Here is a 19,443-nt window from a genome sequence, read left to right as displayed (position 1 = left end):
GCTAAGCTCCTCTTTTTTAGACCCATTTTTGACGTGCTTTAGTTAAGTCAAAATGTAATGTGTTCGACACTTGCTGGAGATTGAATTTTTCTTTATCTTCAGGGAGTTGAATTAAAATAGGCAAAGCTGATACCCCATTGTCGCCATTGACAAAAGCATAGTGACGCTCAGTCTGATTAATTGAAATCAAACTTTCAAACTCAAGGTACACCGTCGTTTCATCATGTTTTTTGGGCACTTTCACGAGATCTAAATATGCAATTCGTCGATTATTAATTCCAGCCAATTTAAGCGCTTCAAGATCCGATTTTAACTTTTCAGTTTTATCAAACATTTTTTGAAAGAATCCTTTGTTTGATTGGCTTTCGAGTTCTCTTTTTTTCTGATTAAAAGCAATTTGATTGACTTTATGTTGGTCTAGAGCATCGGCAATAATTGTTTTAACTTGCTCAATCGCTGCTTGAGATTTGCTATGACTTGCCGCATAAGACTCTGCATCTAAACTCACAAAAATAGTATGTCGTCTTTTTTCCATCAATTTTAAATAGGATAAAATTTTATATTCGAAAATTTGAGCTTGAGTATTGAAGGCGATAATGGGTTCACTTGAAAAGTCTTTATAAAAACTCGCAATATCAGAGAACAGACGATGCATACTGATAAAACAATAATCAAACTCATCAGGGTGACGAATTGAATGACGCAGTGCATATTGAAAAGGTTGCAAGATCTCAAGAGTTAAAGCTTTTTCGAAATCTAAAAGGCGCTCGTTAATGACTTGTTCGACTGAAAATCCAGAGGCATCGAGCGGTTTTTTGAGTAACGGTAATAACAGATCAAAATTGACGTTATGAAATTTTTCCATCAGATCCAAAATAGGAGTCGTGATCTGTCGTTGAATAGTAATAATTCGACTGACTTGCCATTTAAATTGTTCTAAATAACTTGGATCATTTAAACGTTTCTTATCCAACACCACGCCATTTAGGTAAACTCGATCTTCAAGACCTAGCTTTTCTTCCATTAAAAAGCGGCGGATAGAATATGGGTTCTGTCTAAAGTCATGAATGGTCGCGACCAGATATAAATACTGACTGCTTTCAATGACATCAAAATCACGAATTTTTTGTTCTTGAATAATAAAGTCTTGGAATAATGGATGGCTAATTTGCTTCAGTTGTCTCGGGAGGATGGTTTTGAACCAATAGCCTAAAATTTGATGTTTAATATGAACTTCAAGAATAAAAGTACGAATTTCTTCAGCTGTTAAATGTCGGCAATTATCAGGAACATTTAAGTCGAGTGTTTTGATGATATTTGCAGCATCATATAAAAAAGTTTTTCGTAGGAGTTGTTTGTCTCTAAGAAAACTTTGATCTTCTTCTGTTTCAATACGATCAATTTGATTTTGTACAGTTTCTAAGTAATCGGCGATTTTAATTACGTCTTGATATGATTTAAGCGTTTCTAAAGTGGCTGCGATCTTTTCAGCCAAAGTTCGCATTTTCGGTGAGATTAAATGACTGCTTAAATCCTGAAGACCAACAATGCCCTTAAAAGTGAATGATTGTCGATGTTGATCCCAGTAAATATTCTTCGCAGTCAGGAATTGTTCCTGGATCAGACCTTGTATTGGTGCGGGAACACTATTAAAAATATTTTTTAAACGCGTTTGCCAATGAACATCTAGATTAGGGTCAATTTGAAATAATTTTGAGCGAAGATCATAAGGAATGTAATTATGCATGTTTGTTCCGTTCATACGATGAGCGTATGTAAAAGCATTCGTTATAAAGTTGTGTTTTGATTATTGTATATTCAATAAAATTAATTGGATACAAGAAAAAAGTCCAATTTAAAATGAAATAAAACCAACTGGCCTTTTTTTTGTTATTTTATCTTTACAAAGTGTCCAACCTTGCTTGTTCTTCGCAGTTTGGGAGACTAGCATACACCCTTAAACTATTCATTCATTAGGATTTCACGATTCAATGACAAGCCTTGCGCACCAAGCGACAGAGAATCGTTCTGTAGCAGAATTTACAGAACAAGCTTACCTAAACTATGCGATGTACGTGATTATGGATCGTGCATTGCCTCATATTAGTGACGGATTAAAACCTGTACAACGCCGTATCGTATATGCGATGAGCGAGCTTGGTCTAAAGCATAGTGGTAAACCCAAAAAATCAGCACGTACAGTTGGTGATGTTTTAGGTAAATATCATCCGCATGGTGATTCTGCTTGTTATGAAGCAATGGTCTTAATGGCACAGCCATTTAGTTATCGTTATCCATTTATTGAAGGGCAGGGCAACTGGGGATCACCAGATGATCCAAAGTCGTTTGCTGCAATGCGATATACCGAGGCCAAACTATCACAATATAGTGAAGTCCTGCTCTCTGAGTTAGGTCAAGGAACTGTCGACTGGCAAGATAACTTTGATGGTTCATTAAAAGAGCCTGTAAATTTACCAGCACGCGTACCGAATATTCTTTTAAATGGTACGACGGGAATTGCGGTGGGAATGGCAACAGATATTCCACCACACAATTTACGGGAAGTTGTTAAGGGTACCATTGCACTGATTCGTAACCCGAATTTGTCTGATGAAAAAGTTGCTGAATATATTCCTGGTCCAGACTTACCGACTCAAGCAGAAATTATTACACCTGCTGATGAATTACTGAAATTACAAAGCACTGGGCGCGGCAGTTATCGCATGCGTGCGGTATATTCGGTTGAAAAAAATGAAATTGTCATCAGTGAATTACCATATCAGGTTTCTGGCTCTAAAATTATCAGCCAAATTGCTGATCAAATGCAGGCAAAAAAATTACCGTTGGTAAGTGATGTACGAGATGAATCAGATCATCAATGTCCAACACGTTTGGTAATTGTCTTGCGTTCAAATCGTATCGATGCAGATGCGGTCATGAGCCATTTATTTGCCACGACCGATCTTGAGTCGAGCTACCGCGTCAATATGAATATGATTGGTGCTGATGGTCGTCCACAAGTAAAATCTATCCGTCGTATTTTGTTGGAATGGATTGAAATTCGTAAAACGACTGTGACGAGACGTTTGCAATACCATTTGAATAAAATTGAAAAACGTCTACATATTCTGGCTGGGCTTTTAATTGCGTATTTGGATATTGATACGGTAATTCGCATTATTCGTGAGGAAGATCATCCGAAAGAAGTCTTAATGTCACATTTCGGTATTGATGAAATTCAAGCCGAAGCCATTCTAGAGCTTAAATTACGTCATTTGGCGCGTCTCGAAGAAATGGAAATTCGCCGTGAACAAGAAGAGCTTGAAGCTCGAGCAGCCGTGATTCGTGAGCAATTGGCGAATCCTGAATCTTTAAAAAATCTGATCATTTCAGAATTAAAAGAAGATGCGAAAAAGTTTGGTGATGATCGTCGATCTCCAATTGTTCAGCGTGAAGAAGCGACCGCGATTAGTGAACAAGATTTGATGCCAGCTGATCCTGTCACTGTCATTTTATCGGAAGCGGGTTGGATTCGTTGTGCGAAAGGACATGAGATCGATCTAGATAAAGTCAATTTCCGTGCAGGAGATCAATATTTAAGTCATGCACAAGGTAAATCTAATCAAAAAGTGTATGTATTAGATCAATCTGGTCGAAGTTACGCATTACCAATTACAGGATTACCTTCAGCGCGCGGCTTAGGTGAACCATTAAGCTCGAAATTATCGCCAGCAAATGGAGTAAATTTCCAACAAATTCTGATTGCTGAAGATGAGGTGGAAATATTAGCGATCAGCTCCAAAGGATATGGTTTTAAAACACAAGCGAAACAATTGGACACCAATGCTAAAGCGGGTAAAGCGTTTTTAACGCTTGCAGATGATGCAAGCGCAATGCCATTGCAACAAATTGATGGTACACATATCGCTGTACTCAGCAGTTCTGGACGATTATTACTGACAGAGCTGACAGAATTACCAATGCTCAATAAAGGAAAAGGTAATAAATTGATGCAGTTGGATGCAAAGGAACGCATTGTGTCTATGACAACACTTAACTTGGATGATGTGCTTCAGGTCGTTGCTGGACAACAACAATTGAAATTAAAAGGTGATGATCTGCTGAAATACATCGGTAAACGTGCTTCAAAAGGGCAGGTATTACCACGAGGTTATCAAAAAGCAAATAAACTCTTCATTCAAAGATAAAGCTAGCATCTAGTCGATAAAATACGTTATATATGAAATGTATTTATGGCTATGGATGCTTTATTGAGCAATAAATTAAATAAGATGCTCAATACATTATCGAAAATAAGAGTTTAAAACCAAGTATTACTAATTGGAGAATATGGCATTATGGAAAAGATTTGGTTCGCTGAATACCAAAAAACTGGAATTCCACAAACAGTAGAATTACCACCAGAAAATACCTCTCTTGTTGATATTTTTGAGAGAAACTTCCAGAAATTTGGTTCGCGTGATGCTTTTATCTTTATGGATAAAACATTAACGTTCAATGAACTTGATACGGCGAGCCGTCAATTTGCAGCCTATCTTCAAAGCCTTGGTTTAGCAAAAGGTTCTCGCGTAGCGGTCATGATGCCAAACGTACTGCAATATCCAGTGGTGGCACTTGGTGTATTCCGTGCGGGCTTAGTTCTTGTCAACGTGAACCCACTTTACACAGCTCGTGAACTTGAGCATCAACTGAATGACTCAGGCACTGAAGCGCTTGTGATTATTGAAAACTTCGCTTCTGTTTATCAATCAATTCTTGGTAAAACGCCAGTTAAGCATGTGATCGTGGCGACAGTAGGTGATATGTTAGGTACCTTAAAAGGTACACTCGTGAATTTTGTTTTACGTAAAGTGCGTAAGCAAATTCCAGCTTGGAGTATCCCAGGACATGTGAAATTCACGACTGCGATGTCTAAAGGCAGTTCTGCACATTATAAGCGTCCAGCAACAACGTTGAGCGACACTGCTGTATTGCAATATACAGGTGGTACAACAGGCGTATCAAAAGGTGCGGAATTAACACATCGCAACCTTGTTGCAAACTTAATGCAAGCAGATGGTATTTTCCAATCTAAATTTGGTGCTCAAGATGGTGCGAGCGACGATCGTATTTTCTGTGCATTACCGCTATATCATATCTTTGCATTCATGGTTTGTGCACTTTATGGTATGTACAAGGGTCAAGCAAACGTACTGATTCCTAACCCTCGTGATCTCCCTGCAGTCATTAAAGAGCTACGTAAATATCAGCCTGGTTTCTTCCCAGCAGTGAATACTTTATTCAACGCACTCGTTCATAATGAAGAATTCAAACAACTTGACCATAGCAAATTAAAAATGGCGATGGGTGGTGGTATGGCTGTATTGCCTTCAACTGCTGCAGCTTGGAAAAAAATCACAGGTACAAATATTATTGAAGGCTATGGTCTTTCTGAAACTTCACCTATTGCAACGGCAAACCCACCGGCATCTGAAGAGTTTAGCGGTACGATTGGTATCCCATTACCTTTGACGGATGTCGCTGTCTTGGATGACGATGGCAATGAAGTTCCACAAGGTGAGCAAGGTGAGATTTCAATCCGTGGTCCTCAAGTCATGAAAGGCTATTGGAACCGACCAGATGAAACAGCTAAGGTGATGACCGCAGATGGTTTCTTCCGTACTGGTGATATCGGTATCATGGATGCTCGTGGTTACTTCAAGATTGTTGATCGTAAGAAAGATATGATCTTGGTATCAGGCTTTAACGTATACCCATCTGAAATCGAGGAAGTGATTGCAACACATCCTAAAGTACTCGAGGTTGCAGCGATTGGTGTAGCTGATGAAAAATCAGGTGAAGTGCCTAAGCTGTTTGTTGTGAAGAAAGATCCATCATTAACAACAGAAGAAGTATTAGCTTTTGCGAAAGAAAACTTAACAGGATATAAGCGTCCTCGTTATGTTGAATTCATGGATGAATTGCCAAAATCGAATGTTGGTAAAATCCTTCGTAAAGATTTACGCAAATAATTCAAATAAAAAAGCGCCGTAAGGCGCTTTTTTAATTTATTCTTTCATTAGCCAACGGTCGATATAAGGTCGCGCTGTTGCAATAATAAATGTAAATGTCAGCATTGTACCTAAATGACGCCCTACAGCAGAACTCGGTAACTGTCCTGAATAACTGAAGTAAATATCAACTAAGCTATATACAGAAATAATGCTCAGCCAGATCCATTTATTTGCTCGTTTAATCCCCACCGCGATAAAGGCGATGATGAGAACCAGCAATGTGCCGAGAGTCGATTGCCAATTCATATTGGCACAAATTACGCTGATCAAGAAAGCCATAATCGGAAGAACGATATAAAGCACACGATCGACACGTTTTTGATGTTGCTTTTGTAACTCGAGAACATCAAATAACTTTTTTTGGTCAGAATTGGTCATGCCATTACTCAGAATTTTAATAAACAAAATAATTTAACTAAAATTATCGCACAAACATCATGCTAAGATAAAACTAGCTTAAATCATTGGACTGAAATCCATGCACGGTATTGAAGGTGTTATTTACCTTATTTTAATTGCTTGTTTACTCCCTTATTTATTTACAGTCATTGCTAAAATTGCAGGTGGTTTCAAAGGGCAGGATAATCAAAATCCGCGTGAATTCATGTCTAAAACCACAGGCTTAGCGGCTCGAGCAAATGCAGCTCAGCAAAATAGCTTTGAAAGTTTGCCATTATTTATTGCGGCAGTTTTGATGGCTGAGTATATGGTTGTTCAACAACAATTGGTGATTCTATTAGGTTCGGCGTATATCGTCTTACGAATCATCTATGGGATTTGTTATTTATGTAATTGGGCGACCCTTAGATCAATTGTTTGGTTCTTATCAATGCTTTGTCCGATCTTATTGCTTTTATTAATTATTCGATTGCTCTAAGAAAAACAGACTAACACCATACCTAAAATACATCTTCAGCTTGTATAATCGAATGATGATTGCTGAATAAAGCGTTATAATCAACCCCATTTTAATGAACACTGACAGTAAAGAGTTTGCTATGAGCTACAGTAATATCCCTGCAGGTAAAGATGCACCAAACGATATCTATGTAATTATCGAAATCCCTGCAAATGCAGCACCAATTAAGTATGAAATTGATAAAGATTCAGATGCACTTTTCGTAGATCGTTTCATGGGTACTGCAATGTTCTACCCAGCAAACTACGGTTATGTACCAAATACATTATCTCTTGATGGCGATCCATTAGACGTATTAGTTGTTACTCCACATCCTGTAGAACCAGGTTCGGTTATCCGTTGCCGTCCAGTGGGTAAATTAAATATGGAAGATGATGGTGGTGTTGATGCGAAACTTGTCGCTGTACCACACGATAAATTAACGCCAATCTATAAAGATGTTCAAGAATATACTGACCTTCCTCCTTTATTGATTAGTCAAATTGAACATTTCTTCCAACACTACAAAGACTTAGAGCCAGGTAAGTGGGTCAAGTTAAGTGGTTGGGAAGGTGCAGAAGTTGCTAAACAAGAAGTGTTAAGCTCAATTGCTGCTTATGCAGAAGCAAACAAATAATTTGCCTGATGTATAAATAAAGCTACAAACTTTGATCTTGTAGCTTTTATAAAAAACCTGCACAAAGTGCAGGTTTTTTTATTGATCTTTTTAGTTGAAAATTAGAATAATTTCACTGGGATGTCTAACCAAATACGCCATTCGTTGGTGTCCCCAATTCCTTCACTTGTGAAATTAGGGTTATTAAATGAGTCACTGCCACGCAAGTATGAATGACGCAAACGTAAACTAGCATCTTTCAAAGCACCTGTTTGGATGGTATATTTAATTTGATTGAAGAATTCATGTTCCTCAGCTTGATCGATAATTTGAGTACGGTTATCTCGATCGGCTAAATCAATGTCCCAACCATACACAAAAGCAGTCGTCCAATTCAGACCAGCTAAACCATGATTTTTGAAATTGTAGTTATATTGAAGACCTATAGATTTCTCATCATTACTATTAAAGTCAGATAAATACGAGTTAGGAACCCAAATACTTTGTAAGCCATCTTTGTTATAAGCATAGTCATAGCCTGTGTTTCCAGCATTGTCTTGATAAGCTATCATGACATTGTGAACATCTTTACTGTAAGTAGCTGAGACACCCCAAATTGTATTTTGACGATCTTTTAGATCATTGGTTAAATGTGATCCAGTAGCTGCTTGAGCAGCCCATTTAGTATGATATCCCATAGCATCGAAAACTAGTGATGAATCATTTTTTAAAGGTTGGGTATAGCTTATATTCGCATAATGGCGGTCTAATTTATTTTTAACATCAACGCCATAATACGAAGTATTTAGTTGATCATTAAACTTATATTTAGCGCCCCAATAGACTGCACGATCTAATTCTTGTTCATCAGAACTAATCTCGTTAGACCACTGATTTTTTGTAAATTTTCCAGCATATAAACTTAAGTTTTCAATTTCGTTACTAACGATGGAGAGACCGGTGTAATATTCAGGAGTTAAACGTGCTGTATTACTTGCGATTACAGGAATTTCAGAAACTTGAGTGCCGTAAGTTGCAGTAGTGTTTGATACTCTAGCTTTTATAAATGCACCACCTCTAGCCCAGTGATCATATGCATCTTTAGTGCCATCTGAATTTAACTGATCTTTAACAGGAATCATTTGATTGCCTGTGTGACCATTTTTTCCTATTTTGAAAGAAGCATCACCAATAACACCAACACCGAAACCAACGATACCTTTCGTGAAACCAGACTCAATTTTAACCATGGCTGTTTGAGCTGCTGAGCTGGTATCTTCGACACCGTTCTTTTTATCACGATGCAAGAAACCTGTACGGAATAATACTGATCCTTCAGCATCTTCTACGAATCCCTTTGATTCACTTTGCTCACTCGCAAATGCAGTAGAAATTAAAGCAGTTTGAATAAGAACTGCTAAGCTTAGTTTTTGGAATTTTTGCATTGGGAGAGAGCCTCATACAAAATGATTATGGTTAATGTTTAGTATTTGTATACGTAATGTATAACAAAATTGGCTCTATTATTCACAATTTCGCACCTAAAGTCATAAGCAAAAAGTATATAAATTAAACTAAGTTGTTAATTATTAAAGATTAAAATTATTATAAAATTAAATTTAACTATTAATAACATATATTTATTTTTAACCTGATATTCTTTTTTTTATTTAATTTAGTCAATCTGGCACGTTTTTTTTTGTAACTCTAGAAGCAGACAAGGATGAATAAAGGATTTTAAATAAGAATGATAGTTATTCAGTTCATTTTTATTTAATTTTAATGTGCTTCAGAGATCACTTGCTTTTTGTGACGCACTAAATTGATACTCCAACTGTAAGGTTGATTAAAAAATAGCCTTAAAATGAGGCAAGTTGTAAATGAATGTGTGATCTAAAAAGATATGTCTTTAACTCAGGTAAATCGTCAAAAAAAATTTCTTTGAATATTTTTAAAAATAAGAAATTTAAACAAATATAATAATAAAATCATTAATTTAAATTATTTTATCTCGTTATTTTAATTTCTTTGTATCTAAACACCTTTAACTTTGGCATAGCTATTGCTAATTCACATATGAGTTCAACAAATAAACCGAAAAAGCATCTAATCATGATGTGGGGGAACATAAATATGAAATTAGCAATTCAAGCATTGGGTCTAGCAGTTGTAGCATCTGCATCAACATTTAGTTTTGCTGAGGTACCAACTTCACCGCATTCTGTATCGGGTAATATCAGTGTTTTATCAAGTTATATATTGCGTGGTAATACGGCAGCTCCTGAAAATACTGAAGCTACATTACAAGGTGGATTAGACTATAGCCATAGTTCTGGATTGTACGCAGGGTGGTGGACATCTACGTTAGGTACAGATGCTTACGGTACTACCAATCCAATGGAAAATAATTTTTATGTGGGTTACAACGGTTCAATCAATGAAAACACTGGTTTTACTGTAGGTACAACGTATTACTATTATTATGACGTTGAAACGTCAGTTTATGATGGCTTTGAATTATTACTTGGTCTGAATTACAAAGATGTTGGAGTAACTGCTCAAACTTTGTTGGAAGATACAGGTTGGGGGAACGCTGGAGACACATATTTAAAAGCTACATATAGTTATCCTCTACCAAACGATTTTAGCTTGGACACAGCTTTGGGTTTATATGTTTATGAAAAAGACGGTAAGTATGTTGCAGAAACACCAGAGTCAGAAAGTTTTAATTTCCGTCACTTTGATATTGGTCTAAGTAAAGCTTTAGGGGAAACAGGTGTCACAGCAAGCATGAATTATATTATTGGTGGTGATGATCGTTATGGAAACAATTTAAAGAATAAAATGGTATTAGCATTGGGTTATAGCTTCTAAACTCAACTCAAATAAAAAAAGCGACTCAACTGAGTCGCTTTTTTTATTCCTGTTTACGATAAGAGAGTGCTTCGGTTAAGTGAGCTGTTTGTATATGTTCAGAACTCGCTAAGTCAGCAATTGTACGAGCGACACGTAAGATTCGGTGGTAAGAACGTGCTGATAAATTCAAACGTTGCTGAGCCATAGCGATAATCTTTTTTGCAGAATCATCTAGTTGAGCCACTTGATCAAGCTGTTGAGAACTTAGATTTTGATTTGTCACACCTTGTCGTTGAATTTGCAACTCATAGGCCTGAATCACCCGTTTTCTGACTGTTTCAGAATTCTCCATCGGTGTAGTGCTTTGCATGTCTTGGGGAGGTAAAGGTGGCACATCAATATGTAAGTCAATCCGATCTAGTAAAGGGCCAGAAATTCGATTTTGATAGCGCTTAATTGATTCAGGTGAACATTGACAACGACTGTCTTGATTGAAGGCATATCCACATGGACATGGATTCATTGCAGCGACAAATTGAAAATTAGCTGGGAAAGTAATTTGTCTTGATGCTCTGGAAATGACGATTTCTTTCGACTCAAGAGGCTGCCTCAATACTTCTAAGACTTTTCGGTCAAACTCAGGTAATTCATCGAGAAAAAGTACACCTAAATGGGCTAAGGTGATCTCACCTGGTCGAGGGTGTGATCCACTGTCGTTTACAGCAATAGAATAGAGTGGCATTATAGATAATCAATAGGTTGTCACTCTAATTCCACACAATTAAATTAGATTATTTACATAAATAGATAAGAGTGACTTACGAAATTACATTAATAGGCACGAGTGCCTGAATGGTAAATTTTTATGAAAAAATTGAGTGACGAATACTTACCTGTTAGAAAAGCTCAAACTGTTTATGGGAGTATTTCTGGAAATTATGCCTTTAGAGGTGAAAAAACCATTTGGTTTGAATCCACACTCGAGAGAGATTTCATACTTAAGCAAGAATTTAATAACAATGTGATTGATGTTATAGGTCAACCTGTAGTTATCCCCTACATCACTGAATTGGGTAATCAATCAACCTACACCCCTGACTTTTTAGTGCAGTTTTCAAGCTCGAATTGTGAAGATTTTGAGGATTTTCTAGTACCAATGCTCATCGAAATTAAGCCTAAGAAAAAGCTTGTTGAGGACTGGGATAAGTTAAAACCAAAATTTAGAGCAGCTCATCGTTTTGCTGCTGATAAAGGATGGAAGTTCAAAATTATCAGTGAAACAAGATTATATGATCAGTATTGGGAAAATATTAATTTCTTAAAAAAATTTAGACGCTCTCATATCGATGCTGTTGATCAACAATTATTACTCGATACTCTGCAAAAGTTAGGTCAATCAACAATTAATCAATTACCTGCCCATATTTTTAAAGATAAAACCAATGTTTTAAAAGGGATTCACCAAGTTTGGGCACTAGTAGCAAAGAGAATGGTTACTTGTGATTTGTATTGTCCTTTAACTGCTGAAACAGTGATATGGGTGAACCAAAATGATGCATTTGCGAGGAATATCTAAATGATTGAATCTAATGCTGTCAATATCGATCGTAGTCGCATCACACTTAAACCCAATGTGGTTGTCGGTTATGAGGGGCAACCCTATAAAATTGTGAATGTTTTAAATGCCAATGACATTGTTATATCAAGTCTTGATTCGGTACGTAGTCTACAGGTCAATGCTAGAAGTTTGACCGTTTTTAATGGGGAAAATACGCTAACTGAGAGTTTGAATAAGGGTGATCAGGATATTAGTAATGAAGCTTGGCAGATTGCTTTACAACGTTATGAGATTATTAAGCCTTTGATTGAGTATTCAACGACTGAACTGGTCGAAAATAGGGCGAATGAATATGATGTGAATCGTTCAACATTGTGGAAATGGCTTAAAGATTATCGGGAAAATAATTCTCTAATGGCGTTGATTCCCAAAAAAAGAGGTTGGACAACTGAAAAATCAAGGTTGTCACCTCAAGTGAGCAATATCATTAAACAAGCTATCAATGATGAATATTTGAATGCGAAGAAACCCAGTATTTCCAAAACGATTGAAATTGTAAAAGCAGAGTGTTCTCGGCTTCAACTTGAAGCACCGCATGAAAACTCTATTCGTAGAAGAATTGAGGCTTTAAATGATTACCAAGTAACGAAAGCACGTCTTGGATCAAAAGCTGCAACAGATAAATTTAAGGCTGCTGCGGGTTCATTTCCAAATGCTGATTACCCTTTGGCATATGTGCAGATTGATCATACTCCTCTAGATATTGAAATCGTGGACGATGAGTTTAGAGAAGCGATTGGAAAACCTCACTTAACCTTGGCAATCGATGTTTTCAGTCGGATGATTGTTGGATATTACCTATCACTAGAAGCACCAAGTACGACTTCAGTGGCGATGTGTATAGCATCTTGTATTTTGTCAAAAAAACGTAAGTTGATCGAACTAGATATTGATGCTGAATGGCAGGTCGAAGGGATCATGGACTCGGTGCATACAGATAATGGATCCGATTTTAGAACCAATCATATCAGTAAAGCTTGTCTAAAGTATGGGATTCATTGGGAATACCGACCAATTGGTGGGGCAAGGTTTGGTGGTCACATCGAGCGTATGCTTGGTATCGTCAATCTTGAAATGCATGTCTTGGATGGTACAACTTTTTCAAATGTGCAGCAGCGTGGAACTTATGATTCCGCTAAACAAGCCTGCATGACATTAAAAGAGCTTGAATACTATATCGTTTATTGGATTACTAAAGTTTATCACCAGAAGAAACATTCCGTTTTAGGAACATCCCCAATCGTTAAATGGGAAGAAGGTGTTTGGGGAACGAGGACGACAGCAGGTACAGGGTTGAAAGAACGTGTATCAGATGAAGATACCTTGTTTATTGATTTTCTACCTGAATTTGAAGCGACCATTCAGCGTACAGGGGTACAAAAAGATAACTTATTCTATTTTGCCGACTGTTTAAGACAATGGGTTAATTCTATTGATCCAGAGGACAATAATCGAAAGCGTAAAAGAAAATTCTTGTTTAAACGTGATCCGAGGGATATTTCACAGATTTGGTTTTATGAGCCATTTTCTAATACCTATTTTAAAGTACCTACTGCAAAGCGAGAGATACCACCTATTAGCTTATTTGAATATAAGCAGGTTCAGAACTATCTCAAAAGTGAGCGTCAGGATGTTCAGAATCAAGATGAGATTTACAAGGCGATTTTACATCTACGTGAACAGCTTAATCAGGCTCGAAGCTTGACTCGAAAGCAACGTCGCTCAAACCAAAGAAAAAAGGAAAATGAAAAAGCCATCACTCAGCTTTCCGAACAGAATCAGTCTAAAAAGGCTGTAATTCCTGAAAGCATTCAGACAAGTGAGGATTTGTGGAGTACCCCTTTAACTGCATTTGATGATTTAAGGTGATGCAATGGAAAAATATGAACATCTTGCAGAGCATGTACTTGAAATCATGCAATTAAGCGATAGTGAACGAATTGAGACATTATTTACTGATCGATGGATTGGCTATAAGAAAGCTATTACCATCATGAATACATTGACTGATATTCTGAATCGCCCTAGGAAACTAAGACCAGAATGTTTGTTGATTGTTGGCGACTCCAATATGGGCAAAACAACCATCATTCATGAGTTTGCTAGACAGTATTATACAAAAACCGTAAGTGATGCCGACATGGATTTGTTGTCCGTGACCAAGCCTGTTTTGCCGATACTTGCTCCAGCAAAAGCCAATGTTAAAGAACTCTATATTAATATTTTAAATCACTTCTTTGTGCCATTTCGGGCAAGTGATCCTGAAGCCAAATTACGAAATCAAGCCGTACACTTGATGCGTAAGTATGAAACAAAAATGTTGATTATCGATGAAATTCATAATTGTCTGACAGGTTCAGCCAAATTGCTTCCCGAAGTCATGAATACGCTCAAGAACCTCAGTAATGAATTGAGTCTGAATATCGTAGGTGTCGGTACTCGTGAAGCAATCACCATACTGCATACTGATCCACAATATGCCAGTCGCTTTGATGTGGTGAATTTACCCAAATGGGAACTCAATCAAGATTTTTTAAGATTATTAGTGAGCTATGTTCGACTATTGCCGTTAAAAAAACAGTCTAATCTTGCATCCAAAGAGATTGCTACGTTGATTTTTGAAGTGTCAGGTGGAAATTTGGGGGATTTAAATCGATTACTGGTGGAGTGTGCTAAAGAAGCCATTTTACAAGGTGATGAAGAAATTACCTATGACATTGTACATAAGTTTAAATGGCTTAAACCTACGGAGGGTTTAAGAAATATTAGAAATATAAATCTCAGCCTGAGTTAATTTTGCTAAATCATTATAGGGAGGTAGAGATGAGTCAACCTGAACAATGTTGGTATATCAGAACTCCCATTCAGCAAGGGGAAATATTTTCATCGTGGTTGATTCGTTCCGCCTTAGATGTAGGTTGCTCACCTATGGTTCTCATTGAGGCTTTATGGGGGAAATGGAGAGCTTTAACGATTGATTTAGACAAAGGAGTAGATGTAGAAAGGTTCGATGCTCTGTTATCTCATAGTATGGAGTCAAAACAGAATATACAGCAATCGATGTTGAGTAGCGTCGTTTCTAAGATACAGCCAAATTATGATCCAAATCAAAATATCCCTTGGGTTTTATCCTTGGGTACACGAAACCGCTCAAATACATCAGGTCGGCAAGTGTGTGTTGAATGCTTGAAAAGTCGTGGAAATCCGCCTTATTTGCGTTTAATGTGGCGTATGGGGTGGCATTGTAGTTGTGTTGAGCATCAGGTAAGTTTAATTGACCATTGCCCTGAATGTGGTGTGACGATCCAACCATTTAAAGCCGATATGGAACATGGTTGTTTAGCGATCTGTACGACATGTGGTTTTGATTTAAGGCATTGTGAGGAAAGTAAAAACATCAATTTAAATGCTTTAAACTTCCAAAATAAAGCAGAGCAAGTCTTAAAACAAAAATTTGGTTTTTATAATCAATCCCCAGTGACTTCTCAAGTATGGTTTGAAATTGCTCGTGCATGGCTTGGTGAGATCAGATTTTTGATCAATACGCCCAATAAAAATGTGATTCAATTATTTGAAAGTTTTGACGTAAATTTACATCTTCCAAATCCAATAACTCCTTTGGCATTTGAATATCTGAATACTCAGGAGCGAATAGTTTTGCTTTCAATATTGGATCAGATTATGGATATTCCATGTAATTTACTAATGCAGCGTTCAAAGGAATACGGAATTAGTCATGCAAACTTTTGGGATAAGCGTAAGAAGCTTCCTGTTCAGCTCCAACAGATGAAAGATTTAATGATTAAGCCTACAAGACATTATCCTGTCTCTCGTGCAGCAATAACTGTTACTAAGCCAAAATCTAAAGCAAGTGTACAACGTCAATGGTTAAATTTATTAAGAAGAAGCAATAATAGTGGAGCGAGGCATATTGACTGAAAATGTTATTGAACATGACTGTCATGGATGCAACCAGTCTGTTTCTTTCATAAAAAAACGATATAAAGGCAAGAAATATTGTTCGACTTGTTATGCCCGTATCTTTAAAAAACGATTATGCCCAAGTTGTGGTGACTTTGCCCGACTCCCTAGAGATGATGAACAAGCCATTTGTAATAAATGTCTTAAGAAACAACCCTGTATTCGATGTAATCAGACAAATAAACCAATAGGTAAGCTGACCGAATATGGTGTGGTGTGTAATAGTTGTTCCGTGTATTTTAGACCCATTGAGCCTTGTGAACGATGTGGTACGCCATCACAAAAATTGACCCGAATTTCACGATTTAATGATGATCTACGGATATGCCCAAAATGTGCGACACGAGATTATGAGACATGTCCATCGTGCCAGAAACATCGCTTATTGAAGTCTGATGCATCAGGACAAAGAACGTGTAAAAAATGTAGAGATAAGCCTCAGAAATCCTGTAAAGCATGTCATTGTATGATTGCAGCAGGTTGTGCTGATTTATGCGATGATTGTTATTGGCATCAAAATTTATGGAATAAATTTGATCAAAATCAGAAAGTATTTGAGTCTAGCTACTTAAAGCATCAGTATGAAAACTATACAGGCTGGTTAGAAAAGAAAGTGGGATCACATAAAGCCGCATTATATATAAATAAACATACCCATTTCTTTATGAAAACCGAAATAGATTGGAATCAATCTGTGCCTACAACAAAGCCGTTATTAGCAAGGTTACGAAGTAGTGGGCTTAGAAGATTTGAATTGGTGATGCAATGGCTTGAAGAGGTGCATGACATTCGAATAGATATGGATAACAAAAAAATTTGTTCAGAACGAGATCAGATGGAAAAACTTGTGCAACGTATTTTTCAACCATCTTTGGCTTATGATGTTGTACTGGAATACAAGAATAAATTAGAAGAAAAAATCAAACGAGGTGAAACTTCAATACGTTCAGCGAGGTTGGCTGTAAAGCCTGCTGTGGCGTTGATGTTGTCAATGGAGGGAGAAAGTAATCAGTTACCAAATTTGGAGGATGTCAAAGCGTATTTGGCTGATTATTCGGGTCAAGCTGCTGCACTCACTGGATTCATTAACTTTTTAAATGAAAATTACGGTACTTCGATTGATTATTTAAAATTGAAAAAATCCGATTTTTTAAAGACTAAACAAAAGAAAAAACTAGAAATGGAACTTGTTGCACTTACCCAAACTGATTTAAGTGACAGTGAACTTATTCTAAGTTGGGTCAGAAATGGACTTAGATATTTTCACCAACTTCCTTACATTGATGCCTTAAAGATTAAAACAGAAATGATTACAGAAATAGTAGATGGTTATGATGTAAGATTTAATGGGCATTCATATTGGTTACCAAAACCCATAGAGTATCAAAAAAAATAACTAGCCATTTGTTTTATCAGTAAAATTTTTAGCAAATATCCTTCTTAAACTTAGTAGGGGGAGAGTATGAATAGCACTTTAAAAATACTTTAATAACCCTGTTTAACTTATAAATTAACCAAATAAGCAGCTATTTGATCTACCGTTGCTCTTGCTGTTCTAGAAACCCCAATGAGTGTTGCGGATGCCATGCCTGTCCATTCCCCATAGCCAACCAACCAAAGGTTATTTACTTTTACTGAGCGCCCATCATTAACAGCAACTGTCTGATCAGGTTCTACCACATCAAGACTTCTTAAGTGATTCAATGAAGCTTTGAACCCTGTACACCAAATCACAGCATCTACAGCTTGTGTTGAACCATCAGCCCACACAACTGAATGCTCTTCAAATGCAGTAAAAGGTTCTCGGCTATGTAATACGCCACGTTCGCGGGCCTCTTTGACACTGTCTATCATGACAATATCACCCAGCCCACCAACGGGTTGGTTAATCACACGACCTTCCTGTTGGGCTTTTAAACGTTCAGTTGCCCTAAGAAATAAAACACGCCCATCAACATCATCCGATAAAAATTGAGGGGGTGTTACTGTGACCCAAGTGGTATCAGCAACTTTTGAGACTTCAGCAAGAATTTGTGCGCCTGAGTTACCACCACCAACAACGATCACTTGTTTATTGATAAAAGGCTCTGGATTTACATAATGTGCTGAATGTGTTTGTAATCCTTCAAATCGTTCATGTCCTTCATAATACGGAATATAAGGCTGACTCCATGTCCCTGTAGCACTGACCACCGCTTTAGCTCGCCAATATTGATCGCCAGCATACACATCTAAATAACCATCATTTTGTTCGATATGATCGACATGTACAGGGCGAATAATTGGAAATTGATAGCGTTGCTCATATGCAGATAAGTATTCGATCACTTCATTTCGCGTTGGGTAGGTTTGTTCTGTCGTTTGCATCATCCAACCCGACAACGAACTCCAAGTATTTGGAGAAAAAAGACGAAGAGATTCCCAAGCATGTGACCATGCACCGCCCGCCTGAATTTGATCATCTAAAATAATAAATGGAATTTTCTTACGTTTGAGGAAATAAGCTGTAGCAAGGGCTGCCTGACCACCACCAATAATGACTACATCCACTTCAGCTTGTAATTGAGTCAAAGCTTCTCTCCAATTCTTTATTGTCATAATCAAAAATACACCCAAACTGCTCAACAGACTGGGCGTATTTTATACAATTTTCAAGCGTTTAAATGAGCCTTTAAATTGCTCAATTGATCAAGATACTTTTCAGCATCCAAAGCTGCCATACAGCCTGAGCCTGCCGAAGTAATTGCTTGGCGATAAATGCTGTCAGCAACGTCACCCGCAGCAAATACCCCTGCCACAGAAGTTGCTGTTGCATTACCTGAAGTACCACTTTGTACTTGAATGTAGCCATCACGTAGGTTGAGTTGACCGTCAAACATACCTGTATTCGGTTTGTGACCAATAGCAACAAATAAGCCCTGAACTTCAACATCTTGTATGCTTTCGTCCAAAGTTGACTTCAAGCGAACTGAAGTAACACCAGTATTATCACCTAAGACTTCATCAACTTGATTATTCCAAAGAATACTAATTTTGCCTTCTTTTTCTTTGGCAAAAAGATGATCTTGTAGAATTTTCTCTGAACGTAAACTGTCTCTACGGTGAACTAAGGTGACATGTTCAGCAATATTAGAAAGATAAAGGGCTTCTTCAACTGCTGTGTTACCACCACCCACGACCATAACTTTTTGGTTCTTATAAAAGAAACCATCACAAGTTGCACATGCGCTGACACCTTGACCCATGAATTTAGCTTCAGATTCAAGACCCAAGTATTGTGCTGTCGCACCTGTTGCAATAATCAGTGCATCACAAGTGAATTCTTCCATGTCGCCTTTTAGTACAAATGGACGGACACTTAAATCAATTTCATTGATGTGGTCATACACAATCTCTGTGC

At 37.3% G+C, this 19,443-nt stretch carries 15 protein-coding genes and 1 pseudogene; 10 read left to right on the top strand and 6 right to left on the bottom strand.

Going from position 1 to position 19,443, the window contains the following annotated elements; genetic code table 11:
- Positions 1–16 precede the first annotated feature (16 nt).
- Positions 17–1,747 (bottom strand): hypothetical protein, encoded by a 1,731-nt coding sequence (locus FTV32_RS12740; protein WP_092767373.1) that lies wholly within the window; start codon positions 1,745–1,747, stop codon positions 17–19.
- 244 nt (positions 1,748–1,991) lie between these two features.
- Here FTV32_RS12740 and parC point away from each other — a divergent pair, with 244 nt between their 5' ends.
- Both parC and FTV32_RS12730 read left to right on the top strand, forming a co-directional pair.
- Complete coding sequence (gene parC / locus FTV32_RS12735) at positions 1,992–4,208, top strand: DNA topoisomerase IV subunit A (RefSeq protein WP_180028852.1); 2,217 nt, start codon at positions 1,992–1,994, stop codon at positions 4,206–4,208.
- Between the two features lie 150 nt (positions 4,209–4,358).
- Positions 4,359–6,032: a long-chain-fatty-acid--CoA ligase gene (locus FTV32_RS12730; protein WP_035268112.1), complete on the top strand. Its 1,674-nt coding sequence runs from the start codon at positions 4,359–4,361 to the stop codon at positions 6,030–6,032.
- Between the two features lie 36 nt (positions 6,033–6,068).
- Here the strand turns inward: FTV32_RS12730 and FTV32_RS12725 are convergent, their stop codons facing one another.
- The gene (locus tag FTV32_RS12725; protein WP_035268065.1) at positions 6,069–6,452 is read right to left on the bottom strand and encodes a hypothetical protein; all 384 of its coding nucleotides are present in this window, start codon (positions 6,450–6,452) and stop codon (positions 6,069–6,071) included.
- Positions 6,453–6,552: 100 nt separating this feature from the next.
- On the opposite strand from FTV32_RS12725, the gene FTV32_RS12720 reads away from it, so the two are divergent.
- Positions 6,553–6,951, top strand: a complete 399-nt coding sequence (locus FTV32_RS12720; RefSeq protein WP_035268067.1) for an MAPEG family protein — start codon at positions 6,553–6,555, stop codon at positions 6,949–6,951.
- Between the two features lie 121 nt (positions 6,952–7,072).
- Entirely contained in the window at positions 7,073–7,609 is a 537-nt protein-coding gene (gene ppa, locus FTV32_RS12715) for an inorganic diphosphatase (RefSeq protein WP_180028851.1), read from the top strand.
- 101 nt (positions 7,610–7,710) lie between these two features.
- On the opposite strand, the gene FTV32_RS12710 is transcribed toward ppa, so the two are convergent.
- Complete coding sequence (locus FTV32_RS12710; RefSeq protein WP_092767367.1) at positions 7,711–9,033, bottom strand: OprD family outer membrane porin; 1,323 nt, start codon at positions 9,031–9,033, stop codon at positions 7,711–7,713.
- A 688-nt stretch (positions 9,034–9,721) separates the two neighbouring features.
- On the opposite strand from FTV32_RS12710, the gene FTV32_RS12705 reads away from it, so the two are divergent.
- Complete coding sequence (locus FTV32_RS12705) at positions 9,722–10,462, top strand: TorF family putative porin (protein WP_180028850.1); 741 nt, start codon at positions 9,722–9,724, stop codon at positions 10,460–10,462.
- A 43-nt stretch (positions 10,463–10,505) separates the two neighbouring features.
- On the opposite strand, the pseudogene FTV32_RS12700 reads toward FTV32_RS12705, so the two are convergent.
- A pseudogene (locus FTV32_RS12700) lies at positions 10,506–11,162 on the bottom strand (ATP-binding protein); the annotation flags it as partial.
- A gap of 147 nt (positions 11,163–11,309) precedes the next feature.
- On the opposite strand from FTV32_RS12700, the gene FTV32_RS12695 reads away from it, so the two are divergent.
- Genes FTV32_RS12695 through FTV32_RS12675 form a run of 5 tightly spaced genes read left to right on the top strand, consistent with a single transcriptional unit; the run spans position 11,310 to position 17,439 of the window.
- Positions 11,310–12,020: a TnsA endonuclease N-terminal domain-containing protein gene (locus FTV32_RS12695; RefSeq protein WP_180028848.1), complete on the top strand. Its 711-nt coding sequence runs from the start codon at positions 11,310–11,312 to the stop codon at positions 12,018–12,020.
- The gene (locus FTV32_RS12690) at positions 12,021–13,931 is read left to right on the top strand and encodes a Mu transposase C-terminal domain-containing protein (RefSeq protein ID WP_180028847.1); all 1,911 of its coding nucleotides are present in this window, start codon (positions 12,021–12,023) and stop codon (positions 13,929–13,931) included.
- Positions 13,932–13,935: 4 nt separating this feature from the next.
- Positions 13,936–14,856: a TniB family NTP-binding protein gene (locus FTV32_RS12685; protein ID WP_000417085.1), complete on the top strand. Its 921-nt coding sequence runs from the start codon at positions 13,936–13,938 to the stop codon at positions 14,854–14,856.
- Between the two features lie 29 nt (positions 14,857–14,885).
- Complete coding sequence (locus FTV32_RS12680; RefSeq protein ID WP_180028846.1) at positions 14,886–16,001, top strand: TniQ family protein; 1,116 nt, start codon at positions 14,886–14,888, stop codon at positions 15,999–16,001.
- The gene (locus tag FTV32_RS12675; protein ID WP_180028845.1) at positions 15,994–17,439 is read left to right on the top strand and encodes a transposase; all 1,446 of its coding nucleotides are present in this window, start codon (positions 15,994–15,996) and stop codon (positions 17,437–17,439) included. Before FTV32_RS12680 ends, FTV32_RS12675 begins: the two co-directional genes overlap by 8 nt.
- 107 nt (positions 17,440–17,546) lie before the next feature.
- Here FTV32_RS12675 and FTV32_RS12670 read toward each other — a convergent pair whose 3' ends face one another.
- Together FTV32_RS12670 and FTV32_RS12665 are read right to left on the bottom strand one after the other, a co-directional pair.
- Positions 17,547–18,614 (bottom strand): ArsO family NAD(P)H-dependent flavin-containing monooxygenase, encoded by a 1,068-nt coding sequence (locus FTV32_RS12670; protein WP_180028864.1) that lies wholly within the window; start codon positions 18,612–18,614, stop codon positions 17,547–17,549.
- 80 nt (positions 18,615–18,694) lie between these two features.
- The coding region (locus FTV32_RS12665) for an FAD-dependent oxidoreductase (RefSeq protein WP_180028844.1) at positions 18,695–19,443 on the bottom strand (749 nt) is incomplete at its 5' end.

It is taken from the genome of Acinetobacter sp. YH16032 (assembly GCF_013417345.1).
In the GTDB taxonomy this organism is placed as follows: domain Bacteria; phylum Pseudomonadota; class Gammaproteobacteria; order Pseudomonadales; family Moraxellaceae; genus Acinetobacter.
This window is presented reverse-complemented; position numbering and strand designations above follow the sequence as displayed.

Excerpts from the sequence above, each read along its gene's own strand:
- FTV32_RS12740 (WP_092767373.1), bottom strand. The coding sequence starts at position 1,747 with ATGCATAATTACATTCCTTATGATCTTCGCTCAAAATTATTTCAAATT.
- parC (WP_180028852.1), top strand. The coding sequence starts at position 1,992 with ATGACAAGCCTTGCGCACCAAGCGACAGAGAATCGTTCTGTAGCAGAA.
- FTV32_RS12730 (WP_035268112.1), top strand. The coding sequence starts at position 4,359 with ATGGAAAAGATTTGGTTCGCTGAATACCAAAAAACTGGAATTCCACAA.
- FTV32_RS12725 (WP_035268065.1), bottom strand. The coding sequence starts at position 6,452 with ATGACCAATTCTGACCAAAAAAAGTTATTTGATGTTCTCGAGTTACAA.
- FTV32_RS12720 (WP_035268067.1), top strand. The coding sequence starts at position 6,553 with ATGCACGGTATTGAAGGTGTTATTTACCTTATTTTAATTGCTTGTTTA.
- ppa (WP_180028851.1), top strand. The coding sequence starts at position 7,073 with ATGAGCTACAGTAATATCCCTGCAGGTAAAGATGCACCAAACGATATC.
- FTV32_RS12710 (WP_092767367.1), bottom strand. The coding sequence starts at position 9,033 with ATGCAAAAATTCCAAAAACTAAGCTTAGCAGTTCTTATTCAAACTGCT.
- FTV32_RS12705 (WP_180028850.1), top strand. The coding sequence starts at position 9,722 with ATGAAATTAGCAATTCAAGCATTGGGTCTAGCAGTTGTAGCATCTGCA.
- FTV32_RS12695 (WP_180028848.1), top strand. The coding sequence starts at position 11,310 with ATGAAAAAATTGAGTGACGAATACTTACCTGTTAGAAAAGCTCAAACT.
- FTV32_RS12690 (WP_180028847.1), top strand. The coding sequence starts at position 12,021 with ATGATTGAATCTAATGCTGTCAATATCGATCGTAGTCGCATCACACTT.
- FTV32_RS12685 (WP_000417085.1), top strand. The coding sequence starts at position 13,936 with ATGGAAAAATATGAACATCTTGCAGAGCATGTACTTGAAATCATGCAA.
- FTV32_RS12680 (WP_180028846.1), top strand. The coding sequence starts at position 14,886 with ATGAGTCAACCTGAACAATGTTGGTATATCAGAACTCCCATTCAGCAA.